At 65.9% G+C, this 15,659-nt stretch carries 13 protein-coding genes; 10 read left to right on the top strand and 3 right to left on the bottom strand.

Features of this window, described 5'->3' with window-relative positions; genetic code table 11:
* The first annotated feature begins 140 nt into the window (after positions 1–140).
* The 5 genes from F7R26_RS23670 (at position 141) to F7R26_RS23650 (ending at position 4,965) form a co-directional block, all read left to right on the top strand.
* Positions 141–908, top strand: coding sequence for a YoaK family protein (locus F7R26_RS23670; RefSeq protein WP_241754702.1), 768 nt, complete (start codon positions 141–143; stop codon positions 906–908).
* Between the two features lie 107 nt (positions 909–1,015).
* Positions 1,016–2,410: a selenium-binding protein SBP56-related protein gene (locus tag F7R26_RS23665; protein WP_150984952.1), complete on the top strand. Its 1,395-nt coding sequence runs from the start codon at positions 1,016–1,018 to the stop codon at positions 2,408–2,410.
* Positions 2,411–2,436: 26 nt separating this feature from the next.
* Positions 2,437–3,120: a hypothetical protein gene (locus F7R26_RS23660; RefSeq protein ID WP_150984951.1), complete on the top strand. Its 684-nt coding sequence runs from the start codon at positions 2,437–2,439 to the stop codon at positions 3,118–3,120.
* A 190-nt stretch (positions 3,121–3,310) separates the two neighbouring features.
* Positions 3,311–4,003 carry an N-acetylmuramoyl-L-alanine amidase family protein gene (locus tag F7R26_RS23655; protein WP_170301804.1) on the top strand — a complete coding sequence of 231 codons (693 nt, stop codon included), beginning with the start codon at positions 3,311–3,313 and terminating at the stop codon, positions 4,001–4,003.
* The gene (locus F7R26_RS23650; protein ID WP_150984949.1) at positions 3,988–4,965 is read left to right on the top strand and encodes a lysozyme inhibitor LprI family protein; all 978 of its coding nucleotides are present in this window, start codon (positions 3,988–3,990) and stop codon (positions 4,963–4,965) included. The genes F7R26_RS23655 and F7R26_RS23650 overlap by 16 nt, the downstream gene beginning before the upstream one ends.
* 44 nt (positions 4,966–5,009) lie before the next feature.
* On the opposite strand, the gene F7R26_RS23645 is transcribed toward F7R26_RS23650, so the two are convergent.
* Complete coding sequence (locus F7R26_RS23645) at positions 5,010–7,196, bottom strand: TonB-dependent siderophore receptor (RefSeq protein WP_150984948.1); 2,187 nt, start codon at positions 7,194–7,196, stop codon at positions 5,010–5,012.
* A 217-nt stretch (positions 7,197–7,413) separates the two neighbouring features.
* Positions 7,414–8,580, bottom strand: coding sequence for a mandelate racemase/muconate lactonizing enzyme family protein (locus tag F7R26_RS23640; RefSeq protein ID WP_150984947.1), 1,167 nt, complete (start codon positions 8,578–8,580; stop codon positions 7,414–7,416).
* Between the two features lie 192 nt (positions 8,581–8,772).
* Between F7R26_RS23640 and F7R26_RS23635 the strand changes: the two genes are divergently transcribed.
* A complete protein-coding gene (locus tag F7R26_RS23635; RefSeq protein ID WP_150984946.1) occupies positions 8,773–9,708 on the top strand; it encodes a LysR substrate-binding domain-containing protein in 936 nt (311 codons plus the stop codon).
* A gap of 9 nt (positions 9,709–9,717) precedes the next feature.
* Here the strand turns inward: F7R26_RS23635 and F7R26_RS23630 are convergent, their stop codons facing one another.
* A complete protein-coding gene (locus tag F7R26_RS23630) occupies positions 9,718–10,608 on the bottom strand; it encodes a LysR family transcriptional regulator (RefSeq protein WP_150984945.1) in 891 nt (296 codons plus the stop codon).
* A 100-nt stretch (positions 10,609–10,708) separates the two neighbouring features.
* Between F7R26_RS23630 and F7R26_RS23625 the strand changes: the two genes are divergently transcribed.
* The 4 genes from F7R26_RS23625 (at position 10,709) to F7R26_RS23610 (ending at position 15,618) form a co-directional block, all read left to right on the top strand.
* Entirely contained in the window at positions 10,709–12,262 is a 1,554-nt protein-coding gene (locus F7R26_RS23625; protein ID WP_150984944.1) for an AMP-binding protein, read from the top strand.
* Positions 12,263–12,273: 11 nt separating this feature from the next.
* The gene (locus tag F7R26_RS23620) at positions 12,274–13,455 is read left to right on the top strand and encodes an acyl-CoA dehydrogenase family protein (protein ID WP_150984943.1); all 1,182 of its coding nucleotides are present in this window, start codon (positions 12,274–12,276) and stop codon (positions 13,453–13,455) included.
* A gap of 64 nt (positions 13,456–13,519) precedes the next feature.
* Positions 13,520–14,503, top strand: a complete 984-nt coding sequence (locus F7R26_RS23615) for a Bug family tripartite tricarboxylate transporter substrate binding protein (protein ID WP_150984942.1) — start codon at positions 13,520–13,522, stop codon at positions 14,501–14,503.
* A gap of 17 nt (positions 14,504–14,520) precedes the next feature.
* Complete coding sequence (locus F7R26_RS23610) at positions 14,521–15,618, top strand: CaiB/BaiF CoA transferase family protein (RefSeq protein ID WP_150984941.1); 1,098 nt, start codon at positions 14,521–14,523, stop codon at positions 15,616–15,618.
* Positions 15,619–15,659 lie beyond the last annotated feature (41 nt).

Genomic DNA, 15,659 nt, shown 5'->3' with positions numbered 1-15,659 from the left:
TCTGGTTTCCGTTTTTTGCAAACGTTTGCATTATGGGCCGGGTTCAGGAAAAATCAAGAAAATTTGCAATTGGACGGGCACGCACGTCCTATGCTGTACTACGGGCGAGCGCCCTCCTCTTCACAAACATGAACCCCGCCATGCCGACCACGCCACAGTCCTCGCCACAGTCCTCGGCACAGTCCTCGCCGCCCACGCAACCGCAGGCAATCGCCAGCCAGGTGTTCAAGGGGGCCATGCTCAGCCTGGTTGCGGGCTACGTCGATGTGGTCGGCTTTATCGCCTTGTTCGGCCTGTTCACCGCGCACGTCACCGGCAACTTTGTCATGCTCGGGGTGGCGCTCGCGCACGCGACCGGTGGCGTGCTGGCCAAGCTGCTGGCGCTGCCGGTGTTCGCGCTATCGGTGGCGGCGACGAAGATCGCCGTCGATGCCATGCAGGCGCGCGGCAGGCCACCGCTGCCGCCGCTGCTGGTCACGCAAGGCTTGTTGCTTGCCGCCTTCATGCTGGCGGGCTGCTTGGCCTCGCCCATGGCCTCGCCCGACATGCCATCGGCCATTGCAACCGGGATGCTGGGGGTAGCCGCCATGGCGATCCAGAACGCGCAATCCCGGATCGTGCTGACCGACCATGTGCCGACCACCATCATGACGGGCAACAGCACGCAGGTCATCATCGACCTGGTCGAGCTGCGCAGCGCCTCGGCCGACAAGGTGGCCGCGGCGAAGAACCGGCTGCGCAAGATGGTCCCCGCCATCGCCGCATTCGCGGCCGGCGCCGTGTCGGGCGCGTATGCCTATGTGCAGGCGTCGTACTGGTGCCTTGCCGTGCCGATCCTCATCCTGCTGGCGCTGGCGTATAGCTACCGGGCCGGCCCCGCCGCGTCCCTGGCCGGCAGACAGGCGTAGTGCCCGGGTGCAACCATGGATGCGTGCCTGAGCCGGCGCCAGACATCCGACGTCCGCCGCCATGTGTCCTATAGTTCAAAGCCAGTGGCGGCGCAAGGAGATGCACCATGGCGACCTGGAAGCCCGATCCGAGCTTTTACCCCTCCCCGCGCCTGGCAGCAAAGGCGCCGCCCGAAGCACTCGCCTATGTGGCGATGTTCGATCCCACGCGTACCCAGCCTGACGGCATTGCCGTAGTCGACGTCGATCCCGCCTCCAAGGCCTACGGCACCATCGTCGGCCAGGTCATGGTGCCCAACGCGGGCGACGAACTGCATCACTTCGGCTGGAACGCCTGCTCGTCCTGCCTGTGCCCGAACGCCCCGCACCCGCATATGGAGCGGCGCTACCTGGTGGTGCCGGGCCTGCGCTCGTCGCGCATCTACATCATCGACACCAAGCCCGATCCGCTGCGGCCTGCCATTACCAAGATCATCGAGCCGGGCGAGCTGGCCGAGCGCACCGGTTACTCGCGCCCGCATACCGTGCATTGCGGCCCCGGCGGCATCTACGTGACCGCACTGGGTAACGCAGAGGGCAAGGGGCCGGGCGGCATCATGCTGCTGGACCAGCAGGGCTTCGACCCGCTCGGGCAATGGGAAGTGGAGCGCGGCCCGCAGCATTTTGCCTATGACGGCTGGTGGCACCTTGGCTTTGACACCCTGGTGACCAGCGAATGGGGCACGCCGGACATGATCGAGGATGGCCTGGTGCCGGAGATCCTGCTCGGCTCGCGCTACGGCAGGCGGCTGCATTTCTGGGACATGACCAAGCGCAAGCACCTGCAGGAGATCGACTTCGGCGAGGAATACCAGCTCGTGTTCGAGCTGCGTCCCGCGCACGACCCCACCAAGGCGTACGGTTTCGTCAACTGCGTGATCAGCCTGAAGGACCTGTCCTCATCCATCTGGGTCTGGTATCGGGACGAAGGCAAATGGGCGATCCGCAAGATCATCGATATTCCAGCCGAGGCTGCGGACCCCGACCTGCTGCCACCCATCCTCAAGGGCTTCAAGGCGGTGCCGCCGCTGGTCAGCGATATCGACCTGTCGATGGACGACCGCTTCCTCTACGTGTCCTGCTGGGGCACCGGCGACCTGCTGCAGTACGACGTCTCCGACCCGTTCGCGCCCAGGCAGACCGGCTGCGTGCGCATCGGCGGCATCGTCTCGCACGCCACGCATCCGGGCGCAGGTGGCGCCGCGCTCAACGGCGGCCCGCAAATGGTGGAGGTCAGCCGCGACGGGCGGCGCATCTACTTCACCAACTCGCTTTATGGCGCGGTCGATGCGCAGTTCTACCCGGAGGGCATCGAGGGCTGGATGGTCAAGCTCGACGCCGCACCCGAAGGCGGCATCCGCTTCGACCCACGGTTCTTCCTGCGCTGGCCGGCGGGCCATCGCCCGCACCAGGTCAGGCTGGAAGGCGGGGATTGCTCGTCGGATTCGTATTGCTTCCCATAGCCGCATAACGCCATTGCGCCCCTGCCATGTTCGCCACCACAGGCGTGCCGCTGGGCACGCAGTTCGCCACGCAGTGGTCCGCCCTGTGGCCGCTCTGGTGGCCGTGGCTGGCCATTGCCGCGCTGGGCCTGTTCCACGGCATCAATCCTGCCATGGGCTGGCTGTTTGCCGTGGCGCTAGGGCTGCATCGCGGGCGGCGCAAGGTGGTGCTGCTAGCACTGCTGCCGATCGCGCTCGGCCACGCCATTGCGGTGGCCCTGGTGCTGGCCGCCACGCTCACGCTTGGCAGCCTGCTAGATCCCCAATGGCTGGCGCGCGCCGGCGGCGCGGTGCTGATCGGCTGGGCTGCCTGGCATGCGCTGCGCGGCCATCGCCAGCGCCCCCGCGTCGGCATGCAGGCCGGCATGGCCGGGCTGGCGCTATGGTCGTTCCTGATGGCGGGCACGCACGGCGCGGGGCTGATGCTGGTGCCGGTGCTGCTGCCGTTGTGCCGCGCCGCCGGCGCACCGGCGGCAGGCGGACCGCTCATGCCGGCGCTGCTGGCGCTCGGGCTGCACACGCTGGCCATGCTGCTTGCCATCGGCACCGTGGCGCTGCTGGTGTACGACCGCATCGGCGTGGGTTTCCTGCGCACCGGCTGGATCAACCTGGACCGGGTGTGGGCGGTGGCGCTGGTGGGCTGTGGCGCGGCATTGCTGTTGATGGCGTAGGCCGACGGCAACCCGATAGAATCGTGGGCCTATCGATTTAGCGCAGGTTTTAGCGCGGGTTTTAGCGCCTATGCAAGCTATGCAGTCTCTGACTCCGGTGCGATTGGCCCGGCTGGTGTTCGCCGGCCTGGCGTTGGCGTTGTCGCTCCCGGCAAGCCCGGCATCGCAACAGTGCGACAGGAGCCGCTTCGTGATTGCCATTGATGCGGGACATACAGCCAGCCACCCGGGCGCAACGAGCGCGCGCGGCGTGCCCGAGTTCGAGTTCAACACGCGCCTCGCGGCAGCGCTGGTGCCGGTGCTGGCGGGCATGGGGTTCACCAACGTCATCCTGACCAACGAGCGCGGCGCGGATATCTCGCTGACAGACCGCTCCGAGCTGGCGAATCGCCGCGGGGCGGATCTGTTCCTGTCGCTCCATCACGACTCGGTCCAGCCGCGTTATCTATCCGCATGGACCCATGAGGCCAAGCCGCAGCGTTACAGCGACGACTTCAGCGGCTACTCGATCTTTTACTCCGGCCAAAACCAGCAGCCAGACGAAAGCCTGCGGTTCGCGCGCGTGCTGGGGTCCGAGCTGCACAAGCGGTGCCTGCGTCCCACCCTGCACCATGCCGAACAGATTGAAGGCGAGAACAGGGAACTGGTCGACCCGGACCTGGGCATCTACAGGTTCGATGCACTCAAGGTCCTGGCTACCACGAAGATGCCGGCGGTGCTGTTCGAAGCCGGGGTGATCGTCAACCGCGCCGAGGAAACCCGGCTTGGCGATCCGGCGTACCGGCAGATGATGGCCGAGTCGATCGGCGCGGCGGTCGCCCGGTTCTGTGCCGGCGACAACGGTGCGGCAACAGCGAGTGCTCAATCATGCCTACCTCCCTGATGGCGCCGGGCGGCGGCGCACGAACACGACCGCCCGGCCGGCGCTCGCAACTTGCGCGGCATGCCGCACGGGCGACAGTCATCGCCTTGCTTGCCCTGTGCGCCGTGGCACCGGTGGCACATGCCGCGCCCTCGGGGCGGGTCGTGGGCACGCTGCTGCGCACCGGCGAATGGCTGGTGCATCAGTTGCGGGAATACGCGGTCCACGAAGCCATCGGCTTCGGGCTCGACGCGCTCGGCATCACCGAAGCCAAGGCCAATGAGCAAGAACTGAAGACACTCGAAAAGCAGCTGGAGGCCAGCCTGGCCGCCAGCGCCGAGAACAGCGCGGCAAAGCAGGCGGAGCTGCGCGAGCAACTCCATGCCGCCGACGTACAGCTGGCGGCGCTGCGCCAATTGCAGACCCAGCGCCTGAGCGCGGCCGACACGAAGCAATTGCGCGACCAGGTCGAGGACAGCATGCAGCGGATCCTGACCGTGATCAACGAACACGAGCGCAGGCTGGACGCCCTGGAGCGCGACCTGAACGCCTTGAAGACGCGCGTGGCGCAGATCGATACGGCGCCCCCGCGCGCGGCGGCGCCGTACAACGCGGGGGCGGGGACGTACAACGCCGGAGCGGCGATGCTGCCGCCGAGCTTCAATTGCGGCAACGCCAGGACCGGGCCGGAGAAACTGATCTGCAATGACCGCCGGCTTGGCGACGCGGATGGACGGCTGGGGATCATCTACGAAAATCTGCGTTTCTTCCTGAACAGCGCCGAATTCATCCAGGTGAGGGACGACGAGCGGCGCTGGATCCGCTGGCGGGATGACCGCCTGGCAACGGATTGCGCGCGAGGCGGGCAGGTCGACATGAACTGCGCCATCGGCCTGTGGGAGACCCGCATCGTGCAGCTGCAGGGCAAGCTGAAGCGCATCCAGCAGGCGCGCGGCGAGCCTGACAGGGCAAGCGGGCGGTAGAGGCAAGGGCGACGTCGCACGGCATGCGCCGCGCCCCCATCCCCTTAGAACTGCACGGTGGCATTCGCCAGGAATGTGCGCGCCGCACTCGGCAACACAAAGCCGCCGTAGGTGGTAGTCCAGTAGCGACGATCGAACACATTGTTGACCGCGGCCCGCAACGTCACCGTCTTGCCGGCATAGCGCGTGGTGTACCTGGCGCTCAAGTCCGCGGTGGTGTACGACGGCACGTACTGGGTATTGGCCGCATTCACCCACATGGCGCCGGTGACCTTGGCGCCGGCCGCCAGCGTCAGGCCGCGCAGGAAGGGCGCGTCGTACTCCACGCGGCCGCTGACGATGTAGCTGGGGGTGGCATAGATGCGCTTGCCGTTGACCGCGGGATCGTCGATGCCGGTGGCCTTGGTGTCGAGCCACAGCACGCCGCCCATCACCCGCCAGTCGCGCGCCACGCGCAGCCAGCCGCTGGTGTCCAGGCCGGTGTAGCGCTGGGTGCCGTCCTGCACGAAGACGTTGGCCGTGTTGGTGTACTCGTAGCCGCGGTCGACGCGGAACAGCGCTACGTTGGCACCCCAGTCGCGGCGCTCGGTCTTGTAGCCAACCTCATACTGCTTGCTCTTGAGCGGGCCATAGGTCTGCGGGAAGTTGGCGTTGGTGTTGCTGGCCGAGCCGCCTTGCTCAAGCGACTCCACATAGCTGACGTAAGCGGTGGAATCATTGTCGGTCTTGAACATCAGGGCCACGGTGGGAGTGACCGGCTTGGCGCCGTAGCTCGCCGTGACATTGGCCGAACTGTCGAAATTGTCCTGGCTGAAATCGGTGTAGCGCAGGCCGGCCAAGACCGAGAAGCGCTGGGTGAGCTGGATGGTGTCGCTGGCGTAGACGGCTTTCTGCGTGATCTTGTAGTCGCGGTACGGCTGGTACACCAGGCCGGAAGCCTGGTTGGCCAGCAGCGTGGGATTGTAGAGATTGTTCTCGCCCAGGAAGATGCCATCGTTGGCGCCAACGCCTGCATCGTTGACGCGCACCTGGGACTGGTAGCCCACGCCGAACACCACGTCGTGCTGGATGCTGCCGGTGGAAAACCTGCCCTGCACCATGCCGTCATAGGCCTGGTAGTAAAACGCCGACTTCCAGTTGTACTGGGTGTCGGAGAAGTTGCCGGCGGCATCGTTGACAAAGATGTAGCTGTCCCCGCTGAAGCGGCTCTCGCGCGCGAAGCGGTACTTGAAGCTGGCCTTCCACTTGTCGTTGATGCGGTAGTCCACGCCGGTGCCCACCGTGGTGGTCTCGGTCTCGTGGAAACTGTAGGGCTGGACGAAGCGGCGCGAGACCTTGCTGGCATCGGCGACCGGCAGGCTGGCGTCGAACCCCAGGCCAAACAGGGTGCCGTTGGTCTTGCGCTTCCAGTACATCACGTCGGCGCTCCATGTCAGGTCCGGCGTAACGCGGAAATCCGTGGCCAGCGATACCACCTCGCGACGCAGCTGCACGCCCGGATCGGCCGTGCGGCCTTCTTCATGGGCCGCGTTGAGGCGATAGCCAAAGCGCTGGTCCGGCCCGAAGCGCCCGCCCAGGTCGATCTTCTCGCTCCACACGTTGTTGGCCTGGTAGCCCACGGTGAACTGGCGCAATGGCTCGTCGGTGGGGCGCTTGACCACATAGTTGATGATGCCGCCGGGGCTGCCAAAGCCGTACATGAAGCCCGACAAGCCCTTGAGCAGTTCTACCTGCTCGAACGGTTCCAGCGGCAGGTCGGTGTTCCAGGAAACGAAGTTCTGGCCGTCCACCTTGGTGCCGTTGAGCAGGTCGATGGCCATGCCACGCACGGCGAAATAGGAGTTTTCGGTACGGCCGTTCTCGCCCAGGATGGACACCGCGGGATCGTACTTGAACACGTCACTGGCGGTCTGCGCCATGCGGTCCTGGATCTCTTCGCTGCTTGCCGCCACCACCGAGAACGGCGTGTCGACAGGCTTGCGCTCGCCCAGCGCTCCACCACCAATCCTCTCCACCTTGGCCGGCTCGGTCAGCCGCTCGGCCATGACGGTGGCCACGGGCAAGGTGGTATCGGCTTGCGTGGCCGCCGGCGTGGCGGTCTGCGCGAGGCTGGCGGCCGGCAGCGTGGCGAACGCGACGGTCAGGCCAAAGACAGCGCTGGCAGTGGGCGAAAGGCGGGGCATTGCCTGGCATGCGGCGGCGCGCAGCGGCAAGCGGCGGTGATTGAACATCGGCGGAAACGTCCTTGGGAAGGTTGGGTCTGGCGGAAACCTGGGCTGCAGTGTGGTGCGAAGCGCCAAGTCATTCTCAAATAATAATGCTAATGAAAATGAGAATGATTCGCTTTTTATCACAAAGCAGGATGCCAACTCAACGACAGTCAGAAATTTCCCAAGGATTTGTACTCTGTACGCAACATAGGCCGGCAAGCCGGCCTATGGACTGTCATCAGCCCGCCAGTGCCTGCATGGCGCGATACAGGTCGGCCTTGCCTTCGAAGCCGATGCCCGGCAAGTCCGGCATGGTGATGTAGCCGTTATCGACCTTCACGCCATCGGGAAAGCCGCCGTAGGGCTGGAACAGGTCCGGATAGGACTCGTTGCCGCCAAGGCCAAGCCCGGCCGCGATATTGAGCGACATCTGGTGGCCGCCATGCGGAATGCAGCGCGTGCGCGACCAGCCGTGCCCAGACAACATGTCCAGCGTGCGCAGGTACTCCACCAGGCCGTAGCTCAGCGCGCAGTCGAACTGCAGCCAGTCCCGGTCGGGACGCATGCCGCCATAGCGGATCAGGTTGCGCGCGTCCTGCATGGAGAACAGGTCCTCGCCCGTTGCCATCGGCTTGTCGTAGTAGTTGCGCAGCGTGGCCTGCAGCTCGAAATCGAGCGGATCGCCCGGCTCCTCGTACCAGAACAGATCGTATTGCGAGAGGGCTTTCGCATACCGTATCGCGGTGTCCAGGTCGAAGCGCCCGTTGGCATCCACGGCGAGTTTCTGGCCATCCTGCAGCACGCTGAGAATCGAGTCGATGCGGCGCAGGTCCTCGTCGAGCGAGGCGCCGCCGATCTTCTTCTTGACCACCGTATAGCCGCGATCAATATAGCTGCGCATCTCATCCTTGAGCTTGCCGTGGTCCTGGCCCGGGTAATAGTAGCCGCCCGCCGCGTAGACGAAGATCTTGCGCTGCGGCTTGCCGTCGCCGTAGCGCTCGGCCAGCAACTGGAACAGCGGCTTGCCCTCGATCTTTGCCACCGCATCCCACACCGCCATGTCGATGGTGCCGATCGCCACCGAGCGCTCGCCGTGGCCGCCCGGTTTCTCGTTGGTAAACATTGCCGCCCAGATCTTGTGGGGATCGAGGTTGGTGCCGTTGTCGTCGATGAGGGTTGCGGGGTCCGCCTCGAGCACGCGCGGGATGAACCGCTCGCGCATCAGCAGCCCCTGCCCATAACGGCCATTGGAATTGAAGCCATAGCCGATGACGGGCTTGCCATCGCGGATGACGTCGGTCACCACGGCGACGAGGCTCAGCGTCATCTTGCTGAAGTCGATATAGGCGTTGCGGATCGGCGAGCTGATGGGCACCGTCTTCTCGCGAATTTCCACGATGTTCATTGGAGCGTCTCCTGGAGCGTGGCACGCGGTGCGTGCGCTGAGTGGTAGGAAGGCTCCAGCGTAGCGAGGCGGCGCATGGCTGAGTTTCGCCAGAACGCATTTCACTATTCACTTATGGTTAATACTGGTGCGGCTCCTGGCGGCAAAAACCGGCTTAGAATCCACCGGGATACCCATCACTCTTCTCCATCAGTGAAAACCGATATCACCTCGGACCTGGAGTTCTTTGTGCTGATTGCGAGACACGGCAATCTCTCGGCCGCCGCGCGGGCGCTGAACCTGACGCCACCGGCAGCCACCAAGCGGCTCGCGCTAATGGAAGAACGGCTTGGCGCGCGGCTGGTGAACCGCACCACCCGCAGCACCAGCCTGACGCGCGAGGGCGAGATTTACCTTGCGCATGCCACGCAGATCCTTGCCCATCTGCGCGAGATGGAGGATGCCATTTCCAGCAGCCGTGCCGAGCCGCGCGGGCTGCTTCGCATCAACGCCACGCTCGGCTTCGGCCGGACGACCATCGCCCCGCTCGTCTCCGAATTTGCCAGGCGCTACCCGTTCGTGGAGGTGCAGTTCGAAGTCACCGACAAGGCAATCGATCTCGTGGAGAGCGGCTTCGACCTGGCAATACGCTTCGGCGCCCTGCCGGATGGCCGCCTCAACGCGCGCCGCATCATGTCGAACCGGCGCTTCCTGTGCGCGTCACCCGCCTACCTTGAGCGGCATGGCACCCCGGCGAGCCTGGCCGAGTTGGCCAATCACCGCTGCATCATCCATCGCCAGAACGACGACGCACATGGCATATGGCGCTTCATAGCAGGAAGCCAAGGCGAGATGGTCAGGGTACATGGCACGCTGTCGAGCAACGATGGCGACATCGTCCTGGGCTGGGCGCTGGACGGGCATGGGATCCTGATGCGCTCCGAGTGGGATCTGGCCAAGTACCTGGAGAGCGGGCGCTTGCGGCTGGTGCTGCCCGGCGCCGCCCTGCCTCCGGCCGACCTGTTCGTCTACTATCCGGGCCAGCGCGACCAGACCGCGCGGGCGCGCGCGTTCATCGATTTCCTGGTCGATCATTTCCGCGCCCCTTTCACGCCGGTGGCCCCGCTGGCCCCAGACAGTGGCGCATAGCCGGGCAGGTCAGGCGCCTTGCTCGCGCACCAGCGCCGTCATGCGCTGCGCGAGCGGCGAGAGATAAGCGCCGGCCCGGGTGATCACGCCCACGCGGCGGCGCAGGTCCAGCTCTTCAAGCCCCAGGTCAAGCGGGCGCAGCCCGGTCATCATCGCATTGGAGTTCGTGCCCGATATGCTCAGCATCCGCGTGCCGCGCATCAGGTCGAAGAGCGAGGCGCTGCCAAAATCGGTCTCGATGCGCAGGTTCGGGGCGGCCAGCCCCTGCTTGCGGAACGCCGCGTCAACCTGCTGGCGCAAGATGATATGCGGCCCGGGCAGCAGCCAGTCCTGGCCCACCAGATCCGCAAGGGTCAGCTTGCGGCGGCGCTGCAGCGGGTGCGCTTCATCGGCCACCACCACCAGCCGGTCGTCGAACAGTTCTTCCACCGCGAACTCGCTGGCGCGCTCCCTCGGCGTGGGGGCAATGGCAAGGTCCAGCTCGCCCGCCAGCAGCAACTCCATGAGGTCCCGCGCCAGCAGCCGGCGCAGCCGCAAGCGGGCAACGGGCCGCTCCCGCAGCAACTGACGGCAGGCGTCCAGCACCAGGGCATTGGGGATCGAAGGCGAATAGCCCAGGCGCAACATGCCCTGCTCGCCCGTGCGGATGCCTTGCATCTCCTTGAGCGCGTCGTCGAACTCCAGCCGCATGCGGCGCGCCCGCACCATGAATTGCATGCCCGCCTGCGTCGGGGTCATGCCGTGGGCCGTGCGTTCGAACAAGGGCAGGCCGATCTGCGCTTCCACGCGCTGCACCGCCTTGGTCAGGGCCGGCTGGCTGATGCCCAGCGACTCCGCGGCGCGGCCGATGCCGCCGTGCGCATCCACGGCCAGCACGTATTCAAGATCTCTCGTCTCCATCGCGACATTCCCGTTGGTTATGTCTTTATAGCCGGTACAGCATTGTAGTGATGCCCTGCATCTTACAGACTACGGCGAAGAACCATCAAGGAGACAACCCATGGGATTCGCTTTCTTCCTGCGCCGCGCGGCGCGCTATTGGGGGGATCACGCCGCCGTGCTTTACAACGACCGCGTGCTGACCTATCGCGAACTGGACGAGCGCTCGAACCGCCTCGCCAATGCGCTGCTGGCCCTGGGCCTCACCCGGGGCGATCGCGTGGCGATTCAGTCGCGCAACCGACCCGAGCTGGTCGAGATCGAGTGCGCCCTGTACAAGGCCGGGCTGGTCAAGGCCGCGCTCAATCCGCGCTTCACGGCGGCGGAGGCATCGGATGTGGCCGAGAACTGCACGCCGCGCATCCTGTTTGCCGGACCGGGCTATAGCAGCTACTCGCCGCAAACCGCTGGCTTTGCCTCAGTGGAAACGTTCATCGCGATCGGCAAACCCGCCGACGGCTACGGCGACTACGAGGCCCTGCTCGCAGGCGCGAGTCCGGCGCCGCTCGACATCACGCCGCAGCCCGACGACCTCGCCGTCCTGCATTTTTCCTCGGGTTCCACGGGCAAGATCAAGGCCGCCATGCAGAGCTACGGCAACCGCCTGGCTGCGCTGCGCAAGATGCTGCTGAGCATGGACAACCCGGCACGGCCCGGTGACCGCCTGGCGCTGATCGGGCCCATCACCCACGCCTCCGGCATGCTGATGCAGCCGTATCTGTACACCGGCGCAACGCTGGTGCTGTTCGACAAGTTCGAGCCCGCGCATTTCCTGGCGGAGGTGGCCAGGCTGCGGCTCACCCATGTGTTCATGGTGCCGGCCATGATCAATATGCTGCTGACCGAGCCAAGCCTGGCCAGCGCGGACCTGAGCAGCCTCAAGACCCTGGCCTACGGCGCCGCGCCGATGGCGCCCGCGCGCATCCGCGAGGCGTGGGAGCGCATCGGCCCCATCCTGTCGCAAGGCTATGGCGCGAGCGAGTCCACCTCGGGCGTGACCCGCCTGTCCACCGCCGATCATGCCCACGCATTGGCGCACCGGCCCGAGCGGCTGGCGTCGTGCGGACGGGCGCTTGGCGAAACGGAGGTGCGCGTGGTCGACGAGCAGGGCCGCGAAGTGGCCGGCGACGACATCGGCGAACTGGTGATCCGCGGCGAGGATGTCTTCCACGGGTACTGGGGCGAGCCGGAACTGACGCGTGAAGTGCTGGTGGACGGATGGCTGCGCACCGGCGACCTGGCCCGGGTGGATGAAGAAGGCTACATCTACCTGGTCGACCGCAAGAAAGACATGATCATCTCCGGCGGCTTCAATGTGTATCCGACCGAGGTCGAGGCCGCGCTTTACCAGCATCCAGACGTGATGGAAGCCTGCGTGATCAGCGTGCCCGACGACACCTGGGGCGAAAGCGTCAAGGCCGTCGTTGCCCTGCGGCCCGGCCGGCAAGGCACCGCGGAAGACCTCATCGCGCACTGCCGCGCGCGCATTGCCGATTACAAGTCGCCGCGAACCATCGACTTCGTCACCGAGCTGCCTAAGAACGCGAGCGGGAAGCTCGCTCGCAAACTGGTGCGCGAGCCTTACTGGCAAGGCGTATCCCGTCGCGTGAATTAAGGAGAACCACCATGTTCGACAACCTGACCAATCCCGTGCTGGTCGAGACCCGCGACAGCATTCAGCGCTACATCCATGAGGAACTGCTGCCGCTGGAGCGCGAGCTCGGCCTGGGGTCCGAAGATGCCTGGCCGCGCGATGTGCTGCGCGGCGTGTGGCGCCGCTCCAGCGAGCTGGGGCTCTATGCCGCCTGCCTGCCCGTGGAGCTCGGCGGCAAGGGGCTGAACATCGCCGAGCAATGCGCGCTGAAGGCGGACCTTGCCGCCAGCGGCGCGGTGCTGGCGCCGCACGTGCTGGGCGACCTGGGCGGCCCGCCGCGTGTGGGCAACATGCTCAAGTACGCCACGCCGGACCAGCTTGCGCGCTACTTCCAGCCGGTCATCCGGGGCGAGAAATCCACGTGCTTCGCCCTGACCGAGCCGCATTCCGGCTCGGATGCCCAGAGCATCTCCACCACGGCCGTGGTGGACGGCGATGACCTCGTCATCAACGGCCGCAAGCACTACATCAGCGGCGCGCCGTTTGCCGACTTTGGCATCGTCATGTGCGTCACCGATGCCACCGCTTCGCCGCCGGCCATCACGGCCGTGCTGATCGACCTGGACCTGCCCGGCGTCAAGGTCAGCACCGAGTACGTGCCGATGTCGGGCCAGCATATCGATGGGGACATCGAGTTCGTCAATGTGCGGGTGCCGCGCGCCAATATCTTTGGCGGCTTAGGCAACGGCTTCAAGCTCGGCATGTCGCGCATCAACGTCAACCGGCTGCTGCACTGCCCCACCATGCTGGGCCTGGCTACCAAGGCCTACGCGTCCTCGCTGGAGTACGCCGGCCAGCGCCGCCAGTTCGGCGGGCCCATTGCGCGCTTCCAGGCTATCCAGCACATGCTGGCGGACATGGCCGCCGCGCTGTGGGCTTGCGAGAGCATGATCGCGCAAACCGCCGCGCTGGCGGACAGTGGCGCGGATCTTCGGGTGAAGGCCGCGGCATGCAAGCTGTTCATCTCCGAGCGCTGTTTCGAGGTAGCCGATAAAGCCGTACAGATCCACGGCAATGTGGGCGTGACGCGAGGACATCCGGTCGAGCAGGCTTTCCGCAAGCTGCGCATGTTCCGGATTTTCACCGGCACCAGCGAGATCCAGCGCAATACCATCGCCCGCGCGATTCTCGAACCCATGCAGGCGAAAGCCTGAGCCGGCAGCGGCTGGTCAGACTGACGCAGGCAAACTGCGCAGAACAAGAACTGGAGACACCCCTATGAAACGCCGAACCTGGCTCGCCACCGCGGGCGCTGCCGCACTTAGCAGCATGCTCACGCCGGTGCGCGCCGCCGCGCCCTATCCCAATCGTCCCGTGCGCCTGATCGTCCCGTTCCTGGCGGGCAGCGCGCCGGATAACATCGCACGCACGCTGTCAGCCGAACTGGGCCGCAAGCTTGGCCAGCCACTGGTGGTGGAGAACATGCCCGGCGCGGGCGGCGTGATCGGCGCGAGCGCCTTGAAGCGCGCCGCCGCTGACGGCTACACGCTGGGCATTCTCGCGAACACGCATGTGATCAACGTGCATCTGTACCGGAACATGCCGTACGATCCCGCGCACGATTTCACCGCCATCGCGGCGATTTCCGGCGGCCCCACCGCGCTCATCGTGCCTGCCGATGCGCCATACAAGACCGCCGGTGACCTGATCGCCGCGCTCAAGCGCGCGCCCGGCAAGCTCAACTACGGCTCGGGCGGCAAAGGCAGCATCGCGCATCTGGCGGTGGAGGCCTTGCTGCATCAGACGGGCACCGATGCCGTGCACATCCCCTACAAGGGCGCGACGGAAATCATCACCTCCATGCTCAGCGGCCAGACCCAGTTCGGCATGCCTGTGCTGGGCACCGCGACCCAGTACCTGCGCAATGGCCAGGTGCGGGCACTGGCAGTGTCGTCATCCACACGCTCCGTCTATTTCCCTGAGGTGCCAACGCTTGCCGAGGTCCTGCCCCCCGGCCTGGTGCTGGACAACTGGAGCGGCCTGTTCGCGCCCGCGCACCTGCCCGCCGAACTCACCCAGCGGCTCTTTGCCGCGGTCACGGAGTTGCAGGCCAGCGGGCGCCTGGATGCGCAGTTGAAGGCCAACGCGGGGGAATTGCGCCGCAGTGCTTCGCCGTCGCAGTTCAACGGCATGGTGGCCGCGGATACCGCCCGATACGGCAAGCTGATCCAGTCGATCGGCATGAACGGCGACTTCAGCTAAAGCACCGGGAGCCGGCAATGAAGCCAGAGTGGTCCTGCCTGAAGGACGTCAAGATCATTGATCTCAGCCAGCTCCTGCCCGGCCCGCACGCCACGACCCTGCTCATGCAGCTGGGCGCGGAGGTGATCAAGGTGGAACAGCCCGGCACGGGCGACACCGCCCGCCAGCTCGGGCCTGCCGTGTTCGCGCAGTTCAATCGCGGCAAGCAATCCGTCGCTCTCGACCTGAAATCCGGCGAGGGCCGCGCGGCATTCCTGCACCTGGTGACCGAGGCGGACGCCGTGGTCGAAGGCTTCCGGCCCGGCGTGATGCAGCGCCTCGGCCTGGGCTATGACGCCCTTGCGCAAGTGAACCCGGCCATCGTGCTGTGTTCCGTGTCCGGGTTCGGCCAGACCGGCCCGTATGCAGACCATGCCGGCCATGACCTGAACTATCTCGCGCTGGCAGGTTACTGGTCCGTGCCGGTGCAGGTGGACGACAAGGTGTCCCGGCCGCGCGTGCGCGTTTCCGACTACGCGGCCTCGGGCTATGCGGCGCTGGCGCTGGCCGTGGCGGTCATGAGCGCGCGGCAGCATGGACGCGGCCAGCATCTGGATGTGTCGATCCATGACGCCATCCTGTCGTGGACCGCGCATGGCGCCTGGGCCGCGCGCGGGTACGAGGATCGCCCGCACGAATCGCCAACCGTCATGCCGGACAACGATCTCTTCGAGACCAGCGATGGCCGCCATCTCGCCATGGGCATCCTGGAAAACAAGTTCTGGCTCAACCTGTGCGAGGCAATCGGTGCGGATTATCCAGCGCTGCGCGATGCCCGGTTCACGTCGCGGCCCGGCCGCCAGCAGCACAAGCCGGAAGTAAACGGCCTGCTCAAGGGGATCTTCCGGTCGCGGTCCCTCGCGCAATGGGCGGAAGTCTTCGCGCCCTTCGACCTGCCATTCTCTCCCGCGCTCAGCGCGCGGGAGCTTTTCGCTGACCCGCACGTCAAGGCGCGAAACATGGTGCGCGAAGTGCCCGCGGAGAACGCCATCGCGCTGAACTTCCCGGTCAGGTTTTCGCTCGGGCTACCCGCAAGCGACGATCACGTTCCCGCGCTTGGCGAACACAACGGGTAGCACTTCAGGCCAAACGATAAAACGATAGAACATGGAGACAG

Source organism: Cupriavidus basilensis, assembly GCF_008801925.2.
GTDB classification, from domain to species: Bacteria; Pseudomonadota; Gammaproteobacteria; order Burkholderiales; family Burkholderiaceae; genus Cupriavidus; species Cupriavidus basilensis.
Note: the sequence above shows the minus strand (reverse complement) of the source record. Positions and strands in the feature narration are given on the sequence as shown.